Here is a 17,526-nt window from a genome sequence, read left to right on the forward strand (position 1 = left end):
AGCCCCACCCCGATCCCTCCTCTCCAGCACAGTCGCGCGAACAACTCGACCGGTCTCCGGCGGGTCGTGTTCGCACCGGACCCATGAAGATCGTCCTCGCCTCCACCTCCGCCTACCGCCGGATGCTGCTCGAGCGCCTGCAACTCCCCTTCGAGACCGACCGCCCGGAGACGGACGAATCGCCTCTGCCCGGCGAGGCACCCGCCGCCACCGCCGAACGCCTGGCGCTGGAGAAGGCCCGTGCCGTCGCCGCGCGCTGGCCCGGCGCGCTGATCATCGGCTCGGACCAGGTCGCCCACCTCGGCAACGAGGTCTTCGGAAAGCCGGGCACCGAGGCGCGTGCGATCGCGCAGTTGCAGCGCATGCGCGGACAGACCGTGGTCTTCCACACCGCACTCGCCCTGCTCGACACCCGCAGCGGCCACGCCCAGGTCGAGGGCGTGCCGACGCACGTCCGCTTCCGCGAACTCTCCGACGACGAGATCCGCCGCTACGTCGAGCGCGAACGGCCGCTCGACTGCGCCGGCAGCGCCAAGTCCGAAGGCCTCGGCATCGCGCTGCTCGAAGCGATGCGGGGCGACGACCCCACCGCACTGATCGGCCTGCCGCTGATCGCCCTCGCGCGCATGCTGCGCACGGCCGGAGTGCATCTCCCATGAGCGGCGACGCCATGCCGCGCGGCAACCTCTACCTGGTCCCCGTGGCCCTGGGCGAGCACACACCGTGGGCACACTTCCTGCCTGCGCAGGCACAGGCGATCGCAGCCGGCCTGCGCCACTTCGTCGTCGAGACCGCGCGCGCGGCGCGCGCCCACCTCAAGCAGCTCGACTATCCCCACCCGCTGCGCGACACGGACATCCGCGAGCTGCCCGCCGAGGCCGCCGACGCGGCGCTCGACGCGCTGCTCGCCCCCGCGCTCGCCGGCACGGACCTCGGCCTGCTCTCGGACGCCGGCTGCCCGGCGGTGGCCGACCCCGGCGCCCGCCTGGTGGCACGCGCGCACGCCCTCGGCATCCGCGTCGTGCCGCTGGTCGGCCCCTCCTCCATCCTGCTCGGGCTGATGGGCTCGGGGCTCAACGGCCAGAGCTTCGCCTTCCACGGCTACCTGCCGGTGGCCGAGGGCGAGCGCGATGGGGCCCTGCGCACGCTCGAGGACGAATCCCGGAAGCTCGGGCGCACGCAGATCTTCATCGAGACGCCTTATCGCAACGAGCGCATGCTCGACGCCCTGCTGCGCACGCTCAAGCCCGAAACCCGGCTGTGCGTGGCCTGCGAACTCAACACCGCGGACGAATTCCTCCTCACCCGCAGCGTGCGCGAGTGGAAGAAGGCTGCGCGCCCCGCCCTCGCCCGCCGCCCCGCGCTCTTCCTGCTGCTGGCCTGAACGACGCTACGCGGCTCAGGCGTTGGCCAGCAGCCAGCCCGCGAGCTCACCCGGCGTACGCACGCAGGCGAGCGGGGACTCGGCCATCAGCACCTCGACCGGATGCGCGCCGAAGCCCACCGCCAGCCCGGCGGTGCGCGCGTTCTTCGCCATCTGCAGGTCGTGGGTGGTGTCGCCGATCATCAGGGTGCGCTCCGGCGCCACGCCGAGCTCGTCCATGAGCGCTTCAAGCATCGCCGGATGCGGCTTGGAGAAGCACTCGTCGGCGCAGCGCGTGGCATGAAAATAGCGACCCAGCCCGGTGTGGCAGAGCGCACGGTTCAGGCCCACGCGGCTCTTGCCGGTGGCGACCGCCAGCAGGTGGCCGCGCCCGGCAAGCGCGTCGATCAGCGCGTCGATGCCCTCGAAGAGGCTCAGCTCGTGATCCGAGGACAGGTAGTGGTGACGATAGCGCTCGACCATGCGCGGATAGTCGGACTCTTCCAGATCGGGCACGGCGTGGCGCAACGCATCGCCCAGGCCGAGGCCGATGACGTAGCGCGCGCGCTCCTCGGAGGGCACCGGCAGATCGAGGTCGCGCGCCGCGGCCTGCATCGCACGCACGATGGCGGCAGCCGAATCCATCAAGGTGCCGTCCCAGTCGAAGACGATCAGGTCGAAACGTTCAGCCATGCTTTTTCTCCGCGGCATCGAGCCGGTCGAGGAAGGTTTGCAGGTCCGCGGGCAGCGGCGAATCGAAGGCGAGCGGCGCACCGGTGAGCGGGTGGGCGAGGCGCAGCTTCGCAGCGTGCAGGAACATCCGCCGCAAGCCCTCGACCTCCAGGCGCTTGTTGAGCGCGAAGTCGCCGTATTTGTCGTCGCCGCACAGCGCGAAGCCGAGATGGGCAAGATGCACGCGGATCTGATGCGTGCGCCCGGTCTTCAGTTCCACCTCGAGCAGGCTGTAGTCGCGCCAGCGCCGTACCAGGCGCACGATGCTGTGCGCCGCCTTGCCCTCGTCCGCGACGCGCACCCGGCGCTCGCCTTCGGCGGTCAGGTACTTGTGCAGCGGAACCTTGACGTGCTGCAGCGGATTGGACCAGCGCCCCGGCACCAGGGTCAGATAGCGCTTCTCCACGCTGCCCTCGCGCATCATGTCGTGCAACGCGGTGAGCGCCGAGCGTTTCTTCGCGACGATCAGCAGCCCCGAGGTCTCGCGGTCGAGGCGATGGGCGAGCTCGAGCATGCGTAGCTCGGGGCGCTGCACGCGCAGCTGCTCGATCACCCCATAGCTCACCCCGCTGCCGCCATGCACCGCCTTGCCGGAGGGCTTGTCGATGACGAGCAGCGCCTCGTCCTCGTACACCACCGGCAGCGGCTTGCCCGCCGGCGCGGGTGCGGCGTGGGTCGGCTCGGCGATGCGGATCGGCGGGATGCGCACCTCGTCGCCCTCCTGCAGGCGATAGGTCTGCTGCACGCGACGCCCGTTCACCCGCACCTCGCCGCTGCGCAGGATGCGATAGACGTGGCTCTTGGGCACCCCCTTGGCGATGCGCAGGAGGTAGTTGTCGATGCGCTGGCCCGCCGCCGCCTCGTCGATGCGTTCGTGGCGAACCGCGATCGCTTTGCCTTCAATCGTCGTCATGAAATATACTTTCGCGCGGTTGAACCGGTCGCTGCCACCCAAGTGCGGCGCGTCAGCAGTCCGTCAGGTCGAAACACCTGCTCCGGACGACGCGCGCAGACTGCTGGCAAAGAGCCCTGAAGAGCGCTCCCGGTCACAACCCTTGCCCGCCATCCAAGGCCGAAAAGGCGCCGATGGTAACGCAAGCGATCCCCTTCGACACACCCATCCAGCCCCCGGGTTGGATTTTGACGCGCAAGTCACCGACGCAGGATCAAATGTTCCGGCCACGCTGCCGCACCGGCACCGCGGGCGGGAACAAGAGAAATTCGACCAGCCGACCCATCACAGCCCTGTTAACCCACCGGATGAAAGCAGCAGCCCTACCCAATCGCTCCTGATCCCGGAAAGCGCGATGGTGCGCGCCGTTCGTCCTGCCCGTGTGTCTTCTCGCGGGAGAACGATCCAAATGAAGCGCATGCTTTTCAATGCGACGCAGGCCGAAGAACTGCGCGTCGCGATCGTGGACGGTCAGAAACTGATCGACCTCGATATCGAATCGGCCGCCAAGGAAGAACGCAAGAGCAACATCTACAAGGCCGTCATCACCCGCATCGAGCCCAGCCTCGAGGCGGCGTTCGTGGACTACGGTGCCGACCGCCACGGCTTCCTGCCGTTCAAGGAGATCTCGCGTTCCTACTTCCAGCCTGGTGCGGACGCCAAGGCCTCGATCAAGGAAGCCCTGAAGGAAGGCCAGGAACTCATCGTCCAGGTCGAGAAGGACGAGCGCGGCAACAAGGGTGCGGCGCTCACCACCTACATCTCGCTGGCCGGCCGCTATCTGGTGCTGATGCCCAACAACCCGCGCGGCGGTGGCGTCTCGCGCCGCGTCGAGGGTGACGAGCGCGCCGAACTGCGCGAGAACATGGATCAGCTCGACGTCCCCCAGGGCATGAGCCTGATCGCGCGCACCGCGGCGATCGGCCGCAGCGCCGAAGAGCTGCAGTGGGACCTCAACTATCTGCTGCAGCTGTGGACCGCCATCGAAGGCGCGGCACAGGGCCAGTCCGGCGCCTTCCTGATCTACCAGGAAGGCAGTCTGGTGATCCGCGCGATCCGCGACTACTTCCAGCCCGACATCGGCGAGATCCTGATCGACACCGACGACATCTTCGAGCAGGCCACGCAGTTCATGGCCCACGTGATGCCGGGCAACGTCGCCCGCGTGAAGCGCTACAGCGACGACGTGCCGCTGTTCTCGCGCTTCCAGATCGAGCACCAGATCGAGTCGGCCTATTCGCGCCAGGTGAACCTGCCCTCGGGCGGTGCCGTGGTGATCGACCATACCGAGGCGCTGGTGTCGATCGACGTCAACTCGGGCCGCGCCACCAAGGGCTCGGACATCGAGGAGACCGCCTTCCGCACCAACTGCGAGGCGGCCGACGAGATCGCCCGCCAGCTCCGCCTGCGCGACCTCGGCGGCCTCATCGTCATCGATTTCATCGACATGGAATCGGCCAAGAACCAGCGCGAGGTCGAGAACCGCCTGCGCGACGCGCTGCGCCACGACCGCGCCCGCGTGCAGACCGGCAAGATCAGCCGCTTCGGCCTGCTCGAGCTGTCGCGCCAGCGCCTGCGCCCGGCGCTCGCCGAAACCAGCTACATCACCTGCCCGCGCTGCAACGGCACCGGCCACATCCGCAGCACCGAATCGTCGGCGCTGCACATCGTGCGCATCCTCGAAGAAGAGGCGATGAAGGACAATACCGGCGCGGTGCACCTGCAGGTGCCGGTCGATGTCGCCACCTTCCTGCTCAACGAGAAGCGGGTCGACATCGCGCGCATCGAGATGCGCCACAAGGTGCAGCTCATCATCGTTCCGAACCGCCATCTCGAGACGCCGGCGCACGAGATCATCCGCCTGCGCCACGACCAGCTCAACACCGAGGACATCGCCCTGGCGAGCTATCAGATGGTGCAGAAGCCGGTCGAAGAGGACACCCGCCTGCCCTCCAAGGCCAACGAGCGCCCGGCACGCCCCGAGGCCGCGGTGAAGGGCATCGCCCCCGCGCAGCCTGCCCCGATGGCTGCACCCGAGCCCGCTCCCGCCTCGGCCCCGGCCCCTGCCGCGCCCGAGCCCAAGGGGCTGATCGCGCGCATCATGGGCTGGTTCTCCGCCGGCAAGGGCGCCGCGGAACCGGTCCCCGCCCCGGTCGTGGAAGAGACTCCGAAACGCGAGGCGCGCCCGCGTGGCGAACGCAGCGGCGAGGGTCGCCGCAATGGCGGCAGCAATGGCGGCCGTGGCCGTCGCGGCGAGCGCGACGGCGAGGCGCAGCCCTCCACCCGCGGCAGCCGTGCCGAGCGTGGCGAGAGCACCGAGCGCCCGCAGCGCGTCGCGGCCGAGCGTGCCGAGCGCCCCGAGCGTGCCGAGCGCCCCGAGCGTGCTGAACGCCCCGAGCGTGCCGAGCGCAGCGAAGGCGGCCGCCGTGGTCGCGGCCAGCGCGGCGAGCGTGCCCAGGAAGGCGCCGAGCAGCGCGCGGCCCAGACCGAGGACGATCTGCTGAAGGCCGCCACCGCCACTGCGATGGTGGCAGCGGCCACGACGGCGGACTCCGGCACGACCGAGACCGTTGCCAGCACGGAAGGCGGCGAAGAGGAAGGCACCCCGTCCGAGAAGCGCCGCCGTCGCGGCCGTGGCCGCGGCCGTCGCTCGGGCGAGCCGCAGGGCATCGACGGCGCCGCCGAAGCGGGTAACGAAGCCGAGACCGGGGCGAAAGCGCCCGAGGGCGAACTGCCGGGAATCGCGGCGTCCGCCGTCGAGCAGGGGACCGTCGAGTCCGCGCACGCTGCCAGCCCGGTCACGACCGGACAGGACGCGAACGTCGGCGCTGCCGCCACAGCCGTGGTGCAAACCGCTCCGGCGGATGCGCAGATCGCCGAACTGCCGATCGTCGGCGGCACCGCGGAGGACGTCACACCGGTCGCCCTGGCCGCACCTCAGGTGCCGCTTGCCCCGGTGCCGGTCGGCGCAGCGCTGGAAGTCGTCGCTGAAACGGCGCCTGCCGCGGAGGTCCCGGTCGACAAGGCCCTTGCGGCCGAAGCGGTGCTCGCCGAGCAAGGTGCTGCTGCCGAAGAGCTTGCCGCCGGGAGTGCTGCCACGGTCGAAGCGGTATCCGCCGCGGCGCCCCGTGCCGAGACCGCTGCCATGATCGATTCGGCTTCTGCCGAGGAAGCGCCGCCTGCGGTCGCCTCCGCAGCGGGCGAGGAGGCGGTCATCGGCACCGAACCCGTCGCGGTCGCCGAGCCCGCCCCCACGTCGAGCGCCGGCGTCCCCCCCGAGGTCGCCGCCGCAGCGCCGGAAGCCGTGCCAGCCCCGCTCGCGGATTCGACGGAGGTCGCCGAACCGTCCGTGCCTGCGGCAGCCGAGTCGACGGTGGTTCGCGCGATGGAAGCCGGCCGTGCCAGCCACGCGCCGAGCGCACCGATCGCGGTGCCGTCCGGCGACAGCGGCCTGATCAGGATCGAGACCGATCCGGCCAAGCGCGTGCAGTTCGGCACCGGCGCCCCGGAGCAGCCGGCACGCCTGGGCCGCCAGCCCCGCCCGGCCGCAGTGATCGCCGAAGAGCCGCTGCAACAGGTCGAGACCCGCAAGTAAGCGGTTCCACCAACCCCGGCGCGAAGGCTTGTCGAGCGCACATCGCGACTTGCATCGCTCCTGCAGGAAACCAGCCCGCGTGGTTGCGCTTTCCGCAGGAGCGGCGCGAGTCGCGATTTCCTTGTCGCCCCGAACTCAGCCCTCGCCCCGAACTCAGCCCTCGCCGCGGACGCGTTGCACGATCCCGCGTGCTGCGTCTTCACACATGTCGAGCACCAGGTCGAAGCCCTTCGGCCCGCCGTAGTAGGGATCGGGCACCTCCTCGCCGTGAGCTTGCGCGCCGGCGAAGGGCAGGAAGAGCTGCAGCTTGGGCCGGTACACCTCGGGGCAATGGCGCTGCATGTGCTCGAGATGCCCGCGGTCCATCGCCAGCAACAAGTCGAACTCCTGGAAGTCGCGCAGCTCGAGCTTGCGCGCGCGCAGCGCCGAGAGGTCGTAGCCGCGCAGCTTGGCCGCCTTCTGCGTGCGCGGGTCGGGTGCCTCGCCGGCGTGGTAGCCCTGCGTGCCGGCAGAGTCGAGCAACACCTGCGCACCCAGCCCGCCGGTCTCGACGAAGTGGCGCGCCACCGCCTCGGCGGTCGGCGAGCGGCAGATGTTGCCAGTGCATACGAACAGGATCCTCTTCATCCCCTCCCCTCCTCTTCTTGTTGTTCACACGCTGCCATGCTGGTCGGCGCCGAAGGCGCGCTCGCGCAGCTTGAAGAGCTCGTCGCGCGCCGCCGCCGCCTTCTCGAACTCGAGGTTGCGGGCGTGCTCCTGCATCTCCTTCTCCAGCCGCTTGATCGCGCGCGCCAGCGCCTTCTCGTCCATCGCCGCGTAGTCGCCGCCCTTCTCCGCCACGCGCGCGACGTCGCGCTTCGCGCCATCGGCATCGTACACCCCGTCGATGATGTCCTTGATGCGCTTGGTCACCGACTTCGGCACGATGCCGTTGGCCTCGTTGAATGCGATCTGCTTGTGGCGACGGCGCTCGGTCTCCCCGATCGCCGCCTTCATCGAGTCGGTGACGCGGTCGGCATAGAGGATGGCGGTACCGTGCAGATGGCGCGCGGCGCGGCCGATGGTCTGGATCAGCGAACGCTCCGAGCGCAGGAAGCCTTCCTTGTCGGCGTCCAGGATCGTCACCAGCGACACCTCCGGGATGTCCAGGCCTTCGCGCAGCAGGTTGATGCCGACCAGCACGTCGAACTCGCCCAGGCGCAGGTCGCGGATGATCTCGACCCGCTCCACGGTGTCGATGTCCGAGTGCAGGTAGCGCACGCGGATGCCGTTGTCGGCGAGATAGTCGGTGAGGTCCTCGGCCATGCGCTTGGTGAGCACGGTGACCAGCACACGCTCGTTCACCACCAGGCGCTTCTTGATCTCGGACAGCAGATCATCGACCTGAGTCATTGCCGGGCGCACCTCGACCATCGGATCGATCAGGCCCGTCGGGCGCACCACCTGCTCCACGACCTGGCCCTGGTGCTCCTCCTCGTACTTCGCCGGGGTAGCGGAGACGAAGACGGTCTGCGGCATAAGGCGCTCGAATTCGTCGAACTTGAGCGGCCGGTTGTCCAGCGCCGACGGCAGGCGGAAGCCGTAGCCGACCAGGTTCTCCTTGCGCGAGCGGTCGCCCTTGTACATGCCGCCGACCTGGCCGATGGCCACGTGCGACTCGTCGATGAAGAGCAGCGCATCCTGCGGCAGGTAGTCGATCAGCGTCGGCGGCGGCTCGCCCGGACCGCGCCCGGACAGGTGCCGGGAGTAGTTCTCGATGCCCTTGCAGAAGCCCATCTCGTTCAACATCTCGAGGTCGAAGCGGGTGCGCTGCTCGATGCGCTGCGCCTCCACCAGCTTGCCCTCGCGCTGGAAGAAGGCGACGCGCTCCTTCAACTCCTCCTTGATCGCCTCGATCGCCTGCAGCACCGTCGCGCGCGGGGTCACGTAGTGGCTGGACGGATAGACGGTGAAGCGCGCCAGCTTGTGCCTGAGGTGTCCGGTGAGCGGATCGAACAGGGTCAGGTGTTCGATCTCGTCGTCGAACATCTCGATGCGCACCGCGAGCTCGGCGTTTTCCGCCGGGAAGACGTCGATCACATCGCCGCGCACGCGGAAGGTGCCGCGGCGGAAGTCGATGTCGGCGCGGGTGTATTGCATCGCCACCAGGCGCTGGATGAGGTCGCGGTGCGCCATGCGCTCGCCCTCGCGCAGGTGCAGGATCATGGCGTGGTAGTCGACCGGATCGCCGATGCCGTAGATGCACGACACCGTGGCCACGATGACCACGTCGCGGCGCTCCATCAGGCTCTTGGTCGCCGACAGGCGCATCTGCTCGATGTGCTCGTTGATCGACGAATCCTTCTCGATGAAAAGGTCGCGCGAGGGCACGTAGGCCTCGGGCTGGTAGTAGTCGTAGTAGCTGACGAAGTACTCGACCGCGTTCTCGGGCAGGAACTCCTTGAACTCGGCGTAGAGCTGCGCGGCCAGCGTCTTGTTGGGCGCCAGCACCAGGGCCGGTCGCCCCATGCGGGCGATGACGTTGGCCATGGTGTAGGTCTTGCCCGAGCCGGTCACGCCGAGCAGGGTCTGATACATCAGGCCGTCCTCGACGCCTTCGCACAGCAGGCGGATCGCCTCGGGCTGGTCGCCGGCGGGCGGAAACGGCTGGTGCAGGCGGAAGGGGCTGCCCTCGAAGCCGAGCACGGTCCCGCCTTGCTGCGGTGCATCGTTTCCGGCGCTATTGCCTTGAGTCGTCATGCTAAAATTCCCGCTCCATTCCGGTGCATCGCCGCACGGCGGCACCGGACGAAAACGCCGATTATTTCCCAAATCGCGTGACAAGGCACGGCGCAAGTCCGTTCCCGCCACGCGCATTCACTGCCGCCCTACCGGAACAACTGGAGTCCTCATGTCCGCTTCGATCTTCGCCGCCGTCGAGATGGCGCCCCGTGACCCGATCCTTGGCCTCAACGAGGCCTTCGCCGCCGACACCCGCGCCGAGAAGGTCAACCTCGGCGTCGGCGTGTACTACGACGACAACGGCAAGATCCCGCTGCTCGCCGCCGTGCGCACCGCCGAGAAGGCACGCCTCGAAGCCATGCCGCCGCGCGGCTACCAGCCGATCGAAGGCCCCGCGGCCTACAACAACGCGGTGCAGGGCCTGCTCTTCGGCAAGGACTCGCAGCTCGCCACCAGCGGCCAGACCATCACCGTCGAGGCCCTCGGCGGCACCGGCGCGCTCAAGGTCGGCGCCGACTATCTCAAGCGTCTCGTCCCCGGCGCCACCGTGTACATCTCCGACCCGAGCTGGGAGAACCACCGCGCGCTGTTCGAATCCGCCGGCTTTCCGGTCGAGAACTACCCCTACTACGACGCCGCCAGCCGCGGCGTGAACTTCGCCGGCATGAAGGCCAAGCTCGACAGCCTGCAGCCCGGCTCGATCATCGTGCTGCACGCCTGCTGCCACAACCCCACCGGCGCAGACCTGTCCGACGCGCAGTGGGACGAAGTGGTCGCCGTGTGCCGCGAGCGCGGCCTGATCCCCTTCCTCGACATGGCCTACCAGGGCTTCGCCGAAGGCATCGACGCCGACGCCGTGGCCGTGCGCGCGCTGTCGGCCAGCGGCCTGCAGTTCTTCGTGTCGAGCTCGTTCTCGAAGAGCTTCTCGCTCTACGGCGAGCGCGTCGGCGCGCTGTCCATCGTCACCGCCAGCAAGGAAGAGGCCGGTCGCGTGCTGTCGCAGGTCAAGCGCGTGATCCGCACCAACTACTCCAACCCGCCGATCCACGGCGGCGCCATCGTCGCCGCGGTGCTGAGCTCGCCCGAGCTGCGCCAGATGTGGGAAGACGAGCTCGGCGGCATGCGCGAGCGCATCCGCGCCATGCGCACCGGCCTGGTCGAGCAGTTGAAGGCCGCGGGCGTGGCGCAGGACTTCTCCTTCGTGATCAAGCAGCGCGGCATGTTCTCCTACACCGGGCTCACCGCCGCGCAGGTCGAGAAGCTCAAGGCCGATTTCGGCATCTACGCCGTGTCGACCGGCCGCATCTGCCTGGCCGCGCTCAACTCCAAGAACATCGGCTACGTCGCCAAGGCGATCGCGCAGGTGGTCAAGGGCTGATCCAGCCCGGCCAGGGCGGCGGGATCGCAAAATCTTCCGCCCCAGCCTTGACGAGCGCGCATCTGCTGCCTAAAATGCGCGCCTCTGTTCCCCGATAGCTCAGTCGGTAGAGCGCCGGACTGTTAATCCGTAGGTCCCTGGTTCGAGCCCAGGTCGGGGAGCCAAGTTTCAGGACTTGGTGTTTCATAAAGGAACAGCAAGCCAGCATCGCAACCGAGTACTTCCTCGATAGCTCAGTCGGTAGAGCGCCGGACTGTTAATCCGTAGGTCCCTGGTTCGAGCCCAGGTCGAGGAGCCAGCATCGCCAACAAGAAAGCCAATCCTTCGGGGTTGGCTTTTTTGTTGGCGGGGCCAGCGCGACGCGGCACTATTCCGCGCCGGATCGACCTCGCCTATCGCGACTTGCGTCGCTCCTACAGGCGGGCGGAACGACCCGACGGCTCACGGAAGCGATGACGACCGAGCCCGCGGTGGGAGCGACGCAAGTCGCGATACGGCGCGCGAACGAGCACCGGCGTCCGGCCCCGCGCCACGATGCGTCAACGAGCACTGAAACCGGGTTCGCCGCCGTGCCGCGAGCCCTCACGAATTGCCCGCATCGTTCGCCGGGTCCATCTCGCGCGCGGCACGCAGGTCGCGGTACACCGCGGCACGCATGATCAGCATCGACACCACCGGCGCGGTCATCAGCACGAAGACGCTGATCAGCAACTCGTGGATCACCAGGCGCGACTGTGTCACGGTGAAGTACAGCATCGATGCCACCAGGATGCAGCCGGCGCCGAGCGCGATGCTGATCGCGGGGCCGTGGATGCGCTGGTAGAAGCTCTGCAGGCGCGCCAGGCCGAGCGTGCCGACGAGGGTGACGATGCCGCCCAGCACCAGCAGCAGGGCCACCGGGATCGCCGCCCACCACGGCAGGGATTCGGCACCGCTCATTGGGCTGCCCTCCTGTCGCTGCGCGACCTCCTCCCCGAGGGAGGGGAGCGCTTTCCTTCGGGCGGTGGTGCGGACGCGCTCATTCGATCACCTCCCCGCGCATCAGGAACTTGGCGAGCGCGATCGTGGATACGAAGCCGAGCAGCGCGATGATCAGCGCGGCCTCGAAATAGATCTGGCTGCCGTGGCGGATGCCCAGCAGCAGCGCCAGCACCATCACGCACATCCACAGCGTGTCGAGCGCCAGCACGCGGTCCTGTGCCGAGGGGCCGATCATCAGCCGCAGCGTGCACAACAGCATGGCCAGCACCACGCAGGCCAGCGCGAAAAGTGTCGCCGCCGAGAGCAGCGTCGCGGTCGTCATGTCCGGCCTCCTCCGGGTTCGGGCGTCTCGAACACCTCGATGATCGGCTGTTCGTAACGCGTCTTGATGGTGTGCACCCACCACGCCTCGTCGTGCAGATCGAAGACGTGGAGCAGCAGCTCGTGGCCGTCGGGAAGGATCTCCACCCACACCGTGCCCGGCGTCGAGTTGATCAGGCAGGACAGCAGGGCCAGGCCGTGCGGGCTCTTCAGGTCGAGCGGCACGCGGATGAATTGCGAGTTCACATCGGCCGAACGCCGCAACAGGATGATCTGGGTGACGTTGAAACAGGAGCGGACGATCTCGATCGCCGCCATCCACAGCAGGCGGAACAGCGCCAGCGGGCGGCGGATGCGGGCGTGGCCGTGCGGCTGCAGCGGCTGCGACAGCAGCGGCGCGAGCACGCCGAGCGCGCCGCCGAGCAGCCAGTGCGCGGGCTCCAGGCTCTGGTTGAGCATCAGCCACATCAGCAGCAGGCTCGCCGACAGCAGCGGCGAAGGCAGCCAGCGTCTCATCGCGCACCCTCCGCGCCCGGCGCGCGCAGCACCGGAGGCTCGCCGAGCACGCGCGCCGCGTAGTCGCCGCTGCGCAGCAGGCCCGCGGTGGTGCGGTCGAGGTAGTCGAACACCGTGCCCGCCTGCACCGTCAGCAGCACGCACAGGATCACCAGCGCCCCCACCGGCACCGCCTCGGAGAACTGCAGCCGCGGCGGCGTCACCGCGCCCGCAGCCCAGAAGGTGCGCACCCCCAGGCGCATCAGCGCGATGATCGCCGCCAGCCCGGCGAGGATCATCAGCCCGATCAGGCCCCAGGTCGTCGCCGGGACGCCTTCGGGCGCGGCCGCGAGCATGGCGTGGAAGAGGCTGAACTTGGCGACGAAGCCCGCCAGCGGCGGCATCCCGGCGATCACCAGCGCGCACGCGGCGAAGCTCAGGCCGAGGAAGGCGAGCGTGCCGGGAATGCCGACGCCGACCGGATCCTCCGGCTTGTCCTCGATCGCAAAGGCCTCCATGGTGATCGCGATCAGCGCCGCGCCCGGCGGACGGATGCGCTCGGTGAGCTCGATCAGCAGCATGAAGGCCGCCATCGCCAGCGTGGAGCCGAGCAGGTAGTAGAGGCCCGAGGCCAGCACCGCCCCCCCGGAATGCCCGATCACCGCCAGCAGCGTGCCCGAGGACACGATCGCGCCATAGCCCGCCATGCGCCCGCCGTCCTGGCTCGCGAGCATGCCGATGGCGCCGAACAGCACGGTCGCCATGCCGCCGAGGGTCAGCGCGGCGAAGCCGAAGCCCTCCGCGGCGCCCGCCCCCTCGCCGAACACCGCCAGCCACACCCGCAGCACGGCATACACGCCCACCTTGGTCATCAGCACCAGCATCGCCCCCACCGGCGCCGAGGCCGAGGCGTAGGTGGTGGGCAACCAGAACCCGAGCGGCCACATCGCCCCCTTGGTCAGAAAGGCGAGCGCCAGCACCGCCGCCCCGACCTGCAGCAGCCAGGCGTCCTGCGCGCCGAGCAGGGCCACGCGGGCGCCGAGGTCGGCGATGTTGAGCGTCCCGGAGGCGGCGTAGATCAGCGACACCCCGATCAGGAACACCAGCGAAGCCACCAGGTTCACCGCGATGTACTGCATGCCGGCCTGGATGCGACGCAGGTTGTAGCCGTGCAGCACGAGCCCGTAGGACGCCGCCAGCATGACCTCGAAGAACACGAAAAGGTTGAACAGGTCGTTGGTCAGGAAGGCGCCGTTGAGCCCCATCAGCAGGAACTGGAAGAGCGGGTGGAAGCTCACGCCGACGCGGTCCCAGCGCCGCGCCGAGAACACCAGCACGGCGAGCGCGATCGTCGCCGTCAGCACCAGCATCAGCGCGGAGAGGCGGTCGGCCACCAGCGCGATGCCGAAGGGCGCAGCCCAGTTGGCCGCCAGATACACGCCGATGCCGCCGGGCCAGTACCCGCCGTCGGCCAGCACCAGCAGTGCGACCGCCACCGCCCACAGCAGCATGCCGCTCGCGAGGCCGAGGCCGAACTTGAGCCCGTGGCGCTTCTGGTTGATCGGGATCATCAGCGCGCCGACGATCAGCGGCAGCAGCACGGGCACGATGATCAGGTGGTTGAGCCAGGGCAACACCGTCATTCGCGCGGCTCCTCGCCATCGACGTGGTCGCTGCCCGAGAGCCCGCGCGCGCCGATCATCATCACCAGGTAGAGCGCGGTGGTGGCGAAGCCGATCACGATCGCGGTGAGCACGAGGCCCTGCGGCAGCGGGTCGGCGAACTGCGCCGGATCGATGGCGGGCGTGGGCGTGATCGGCGGCTTGTCCACCCACAGCCGCCCCATCGCGAAGATGAACAGGTTCACCGCGTACGACATCAACAGCAGCCCGGTGATGAGCTGGAAGGTGCGCGGACGCAGGATCAGCCAGATCCCCGCGCCGAACACCACGCCTACGGAAATCGCCAGTACCAGTTCCATCAGATCCGCCTCCCCTCGGCACCGCCCTGTCCGTCCGCCGTCAGGTCCTCGCCCGGGTGGCGGTGCGCGCGCAGCGACTGGTGCGCGAGCGCGACCAGCATCAGCATCGTGGTGCCGACCACCACCGCGAACACGCCGAGGTCGAACACGAAGGCGCTCGGCAGGTGCAGCTCGCCCACCAGCGGCCACTCCACGTGCGCGGTGTGGGTGGTGAGGAAGGGATGCCCGAACCACCACGCCCCCAGGCCGGTGGTGCAGGCCAGCAGCAGTCCGAAGCCCAGCCAGCGATGCGGGCGCAGGTTCAGGCGGCTCTCCACCCACACCGTGCCGGCGAGCATGTACTGCACCAGGATCGCCACCGCGAAGATCAGTCCGGCAACGAAGCCGCCGCCCGGCAGGTTGTGCCCGCGCATGAAGAAATACACCGCGATCACCCCCATGAAGGGCAGCAGCAGGCGCAGGTAGATCCCCGGCACCAGCAGGTAGCCGCTGCCGGCCTGCTCGGCGGGGCTCTGCCGGCTCGCCGGATCGCCCTCGAAGCGCTGCTGCGGCGGGATGCCGGCGCTTTCCGGCGCCGGGCGGAAGCGGCGCAGCAACGCATACACGGTGAGCGCGACGACGGCGAGCACGGTGATCTCGCCCAGGGTGTCGAAGCTGCGGAAATCCACCAGCAGCACGTTCACCACGTTGCTGCCCCCGCCGCCGCCGAGGGCGTTGAGCAGGAAGAAGTCCGCGATCGTGTCCGAGGCCGGATGCACCAGCACCGCATGGGTCAGCGCCGCCAGCGCGAGGCCGCCGCCGACGGCGAGCGCGAGGTCGCGCGTGCGTCGCGTCCATACCTGCCACGGCGGCTGCACCGGGCCGGCGATCGACTCGATCCGCGGCGGCAGCCAGCGCAGGCCGAGCAGGATCAGCACCGTGGTCACCGTCTCCACCATCAGCTGGGTCAGCGCCAGGTCGGGCGCAGACAGCCACAGGAAGGTCGCCGCGGTGACGATGCCGGTGCCGCCGACGAGCGCGAGCGCGGCCAGGCGGTGGTACTTCGCCATCCACGCCGCCGCCAGCGCGCAGCCGGCGCCGATCAGCCACATGCCGGCGAAGATGGGGTCGAAGCCCCGCACGGGGATCACGGTCCACGCCGGCGGAGCGCCCGCCAGCAGGAGCGGGATCAGCAGCAGCGCGAGCATCATCAGCATCAGCTGCGGCTGCAGCCGGCGCGTGCCGACGCGGCGCAGCAGCCACTCCGCACCGCGGGTGAGCTGCAGCATCGTCGTCTCGTAGGCCTGCGCGCCGTTGAGGCGGTGGAGCAGCGGCACGCGCTCGCGCCGCGCCAGGTCGAAATGGCGGCGCAGCACCCCGTAAAGCAGCATGCCGCCCACGAGCGCGCACACGCTCATCAGCAGCGGCAGGTTGAAGCCGTGCCACACCGCCAGGTCGTAGGCCGGCGCGGCCTCGCCCAGGGTGGCGACCACCGCCAGGTGCAGCAGCGGCTCGATGCTCACGCCGGGGGCGACGCCCACCACCAGGCAGGCCAGCACCAGCAGCTCGACCGGAAAGCGCATCCAGCGCGGCGGCTCGTGGGGGTCGCGCGGCAGGCCCTGCGCCGACGTTCCGAAGAAGACCGAGATGAAGCGCAGCGAGTAGGCCACGCTGAACATGCCCATCGCCACCGCGGCGTACGACATCCACCAGTTGCGATCCCCCCCGACGTGCAGCGTCTCGGCGAAGAACATCTCCTTGGACAGGAAGCCGTTCAGCAGCGGCACCCCCGCCATCGCCGCGCTGGCCACAATCGCCAGCGTGGCGGTGATCGGCAGCTTGTGGCGCAGGCCGCGCAGCACGCGCAGGTCGCGGGTGCCGGTCTCGTGGTCGATGATCCCGGCGGCCATGAACAGCGAGGCCTTGAAGGTCGCATGGTTGAGGATGTGGAAGATCGCCGCGACGATCGCCAGCGGCGTGCCGATGCCGATCAGCACCGTGATGAGGCCGAGGTGGCTGATCGTCGAGTAGGCCAGCAAGCCCTTGAGGTCGTGCTGGAAGATGGCCACGAAGGCGCCGATCAGCAGGGTGCACACGCCGGCGCCGCCGATGATCCAGGTCCATTCCGGCGTGCCGGCAAGCGCCGGCCACAGGCGCACGAGCAGGAACACCCCGGCCTTCACCATCGTGGCCGAGTGCAGGTAGGACGACACCGGCGTGGGCGCCGCCATCGCATGCGGCAGCCAGAAGTGGAAGGGAAACTGCGCACTCTTGGTGAGTGCACCGAGCGCGACCAGCACCAGCGCGGGCAGGTAGAGCTCGTGGCCGCGGATCTGGTCGCCGGCGGCGAGCACCACGTCGAGGTCGTAGCTGCCGACGATATGCCCCAGCACCAGCACACCGGCCATCAGGCACAGGCCGCCGGTGGCGGTCACGGTGAACGCCATGCGCGCGCCGCGGCGAGCGTCCGCGCGGTGGTGCCAGTAGCCGATGAGCAGGAAGGAGGTGAGGCTGGTGAGCTCCCAGAACACCACCAGCTGCACCAGGTTGCCCGACAGCACGACCCCCAGCATCGAGCCCATGAAGGCGAGCAGGAAGGCGAAGAAGCGCGGCACCGGGTCTTCGGGCGACATGTAGTAGCGCGCATACAGCACCACCAGCAGTCCGATCGCCAGCACCAGCATGCTGAAGACCCAGGCGAGGCCGTCGACCCGCAGCACGAAGTCCAAGCCCTCGGCGGGCAGCCAGGCGAACTCCGCACGCACGACCTCGCCGGCGGCGACCTGCGGGAACAAGGCTGCGGCGATCGCCAGTCCGCCCACCGCCACCCCGATCGCCAGCCAGGACTCGCGGTTGCGCGCGTCCTGCGGCATCAGCGCGGCGAGCACGCTACCGAGAAAGGGGAGGAGGACGAGCGAGGCGAGCAGCATCGAGGCGGATCGGGTTGGAGAGGCGTTCAGGGACGGGGCGGGGGCCAGGACGACGTGCGGCGGTCCGGCGAAACCCTGCCGAGGTTACCACAGCAAAT

General features: G+C 69.3%; 14 protein-coding genes and 2 tRNA genes. 6 read left to right on the forward strand and 10 right to left on the reverse strand.

The window, feature by feature from the left end; translation table 11 throughout:
• Positions 1-83: 83 nt before the first annotated feature.
• Complete coding sequence (locus PO78_RS10270; RefSeq protein ID WP_004302740.1) at positions 84-659, forward strand: Maf family protein; 576 nt, start codon at positions 84-86, stop codon at positions 657-659.
• Entirely contained in the window at positions 656-1,384 is a 729-nt protein-coding gene (locus PO78_RS10275; RefSeq protein ID WP_004302742.1) for an SAM-dependent methyltransferase, read from the forward strand. Before PO78_RS10270 ends, PO78_RS10275 begins: the two co-directional genes overlap by 4 nt.
• A gap of 15 nt (positions 1,385-1,399) precedes the next feature.
• Here the strand turns inward: PO78_RS10275 and PO78_RS10280 are convergent, their stop codons facing one another.
• Together PO78_RS10280 and PO78_RS10285 are read right to left on the reverse strand one after the other, a co-directional pair.
• Entirely contained in the window at positions 1,400-2,056 is a 657-nt protein-coding gene (locus PO78_RS10280) for an HAD-IA family hydrolase (RefSeq protein WP_043743467.1), read from the reverse strand.
• Positions 2,049-3,008: an RluA family pseudouridine synthase gene (locus PO78_RS10285; RefSeq protein ID WP_004302746.1), complete on the reverse strand. Its 960-nt coding sequence runs from the start codon at positions 3,006-3,008 to the stop codon at positions 2,049-2,051. The genes PO78_RS10280 and PO78_RS10285 overlap by 8 nt, the downstream gene beginning before the upstream one ends.
• A 448-nt stretch (positions 3,009-3,456) precedes the next feature.
• On the opposite strand from PO78_RS10285, the gene PO78_RS10290 reads away from it, so the two are divergent.
• The gene (locus tag PO78_RS10290) at positions 3,457-6,642 is read left to right on the forward strand and encodes an Rne/Rng family ribonuclease (protein WP_012585485.1); all 3,186 of its coding nucleotides are present in this window, start codon (positions 3,457-3,459) and stop codon (positions 6,640-6,642) included.
• 153 nt (positions 6,643-6,795) lie between these two features.
• On the opposite strand, the gene PO78_RS10295 is transcribed toward PO78_RS10290, so the two are convergent.
• Entirely contained in the window at positions 6,796-7,269 is a 474-nt protein-coding gene (locus PO78_RS10295) for a low molecular weight protein-tyrosine-phosphatase (RefSeq protein WP_004316277.1), read from the reverse strand.
• Positions 7,270-7,293: 24 nt separating this feature from the next.
• A complete protein-coding gene (gene uvrB, locus PO78_RS10300; protein ID WP_043743470.1) occupies positions 7,294-9,381 on the reverse strand; it encodes an excinuclease ABC subunit UvrB in 2,088 nt (695 codons plus the stop codon).
• Positions 9,382-9,532: 151 nt separating this feature from the next.
• Here uvrB and PO78_RS10305 point away from each other — a divergent pair, with 151 nt between their 5' ends.
• The 3 genes from PO78_RS10305 to PO78_RS10315 all read left to right on the forward strand — a co-directional run bounded on the left by PO78_RS10305 (position 9,533) and on the right by PO78_RS10315 (position 11,039).
• Positions 9,533-10,741, forward strand: a complete 1,209-nt coding sequence (locus PO78_RS10305; RefSeq protein WP_012585487.1) for an amino acid aminotransferase — start codon at positions 9,533-9,535, stop codon at positions 10,739-10,741.
• An 88-nt stretch (positions 10,742-10,829) separates the two neighbouring features.
• Positions 10,830-10,905: transfer RNA gene (locus tag PO78_RS10310), tRNA-Asn, on the forward strand.
• Between the two features lie 58 nt (positions 10,906-10,963).
• Positions 10,964-11,039, forward strand: a tRNA-Asn gene (locus PO78_RS10315).
• 284 nt (positions 11,040-11,323) lie between these two features.
• Here PO78_RS10315 and mnhG read toward each other — a convergent pair.
• From mnhG to PO78_RS10345, 6 genes are all read right to left on the reverse strand, one after another.
• The gene (mnhG, locus tag PO78_RS10320) at positions 11,324-11,680 is read right to left on the reverse strand and encodes a monovalent cation/H(+) antiporter subunit G (RefSeq protein ID WP_012585488.1); all 357 of its coding nucleotides are present in this window, start codon (positions 11,678-11,680) and stop codon (positions 11,324-11,326) included.
• Positions 11,681-11,759: 79 nt separating this feature from the next.
• Positions 11,760-12,044: a K+/H+ antiporter subunit F gene (locus tag PO78_RS10325; protein ID WP_004316286.1), complete on the reverse strand. Its 285-nt coding sequence runs from the start codon at positions 12,042-12,044 to the stop codon at positions 11,760-11,762.
• Positions 12,041-12,559: a Na+/H+ antiporter subunit E gene (locus PO78_RS10330; RefSeq protein WP_004316288.1), complete on the reverse strand. Its 519-nt coding sequence runs from the start codon at positions 12,557-12,559 to the stop codon at positions 12,041-12,043. The genes PO78_RS10325 and PO78_RS10330 overlap by 4 nt, the downstream gene beginning before the upstream one ends.
• The gene (locus PO78_RS10335) at positions 12,556-14,181 is read right to left on the reverse strand and encodes a monovalent cation/H+ antiporter subunit D (RefSeq protein ID WP_004316291.1); all 1,626 of its coding nucleotides are present in this window, start codon (positions 14,179-14,181) and stop codon (positions 12,556-12,558) included. The genes PO78_RS10330 and PO78_RS10335 overlap by 4 nt, the downstream gene beginning before the upstream one ends.
• The gene (locus PO78_RS10340) at positions 14,178-14,519 is read right to left on the reverse strand and encodes a Na+/H+ antiporter subunit C (protein WP_012585489.1); all 342 of its coding nucleotides are present in this window, start codon (positions 14,517-14,519) and stop codon (positions 14,178-14,180) included. The genes PO78_RS10335 and PO78_RS10340 overlap by 4 nt, the downstream gene beginning before the upstream one ends.
• On the reverse strand, positions 14,519-17,428 hold the full coding sequence (locus PO78_RS10345) for a monovalent cation/H+ antiporter subunit A (protein WP_043743473.1): 2,910 nt from the start codon (positions 17,426-17,428) through the stop codon (positions 14,519-14,521). Before PO78_RS10345 ends, PO78_RS10340 begins: the two co-directional genes overlap by 1 nt.
• Between the last annotated feature and the right edge of the window lie 98 nt (positions 17,429-17,526).

The organism is Thauera sp. SWB20, assembly GCF_000831325.1.
Classification (GTDB): domain Bacteria; phylum Pseudomonadota; class Gammaproteobacteria; order Burkholderiales; family Rhodocyclaceae; genus Thauera; species Thauera aminoaromatica.

What these genes read in the sequence shown, in the direction of transcription:
- PO78_RS10270 (WP_004302740.1), top strand. Translation starts at nt 84, where the DNA reads ATGAAGATCGTCCTCGCCTCCACCTCCGCCTACCGCCGGATGCTGCTC.
- PO78_RS10275 (WP_004302742.1), top strand. Translation starts at nt 656, where the DNA reads ATGAGCGGCGACGCCATGCCGCGCGGCAACCTCTACCTGGTCCCCGTG.
- PO78_RS10280 (WP_043743467.1), bottom strand. Translation starts at nt 2,056, where the DNA reads ATGGCTGAACGTTTCGACCTGATCGTCTTCGACTGGGACGGCACCTTG.
- PO78_RS10285 (WP_004302746.1), bottom strand. Translation starts at nt 3,008, where the DNA reads ATGACGACGATTGAAGGCAAAGCGATCGCGGTTCGCCACGAACGCATC.
- PO78_RS10290 (WP_012585485.1), top strand. Translation starts at nt 3,457, where the DNA reads ATGAAGCGCATGCTTTTCAATGCGACGCAGGCCGAAGAACTGCGCGTC.
- PO78_RS10295 (WP_004316277.1), bottom strand. Translation starts at nt 7,269, where the DNA reads ATGAAGAGGATCCTGTTCGTATGCACTGGCAACATCTGCCGCTCGCCG.
- uvrB (WP_043743470.1), bottom strand. Translation starts at nt 9,381, where the DNA reads ATGACGACTCAAGGCAATAGCGCCGGAAACGATGCACCGCAGCAAGGC.
- PO78_RS10305 (WP_012585487.1), top strand. Translation starts at nt 9,533, where the DNA reads ATGTCCGCTTCGATCTTCGCCGCCGTCGAGATGGCGCCCCGTGACCCG.
- mnhG (WP_012585488.1), bottom strand. Translation starts at nt 11,680, where the DNA reads ATGAGCGGTGCCGAATCCCTGCCGTGGTGGGCGGCGATCCCGGTGGCC.
- PO78_RS10325 (WP_004316286.1), bottom strand. Translation starts at nt 12,044, where the DNA reads ATGACGACCGCGACGCTGCTCTCGGCGGCGACACTTTTCGCGCTGGCC.
- PO78_RS10330 (WP_004316288.1), bottom strand. Translation starts at nt 12,559, where the DNA reads ATGAGACGCTGGCTGCCTTCGCCGCTGCTGTCGGCGAGCCTGCTGCTG.
- PO78_RS10335 (WP_004316291.1), bottom strand. Translation starts at nt 14,181, where the DNA reads ATGACGGTGTTGCCCTGGCTCAACCACCTGATCATCGTGCCCGTGCTG.
- PO78_RS10340 (WP_012585489.1), bottom strand. Translation starts at nt 14,519, where the DNA reads ATGGAACTGGTACTGGCGATTTCCGTAGGCGTGGTGTTCGGCGCGGGG.
- PO78_RS10345 (WP_043743473.1), bottom strand. Translation starts at nt 17,428, where the DNA reads ATGCTGCTCGCCTCGCTCGTCCTCCTCCCCTTTCTCGGTAGCGTGCTC.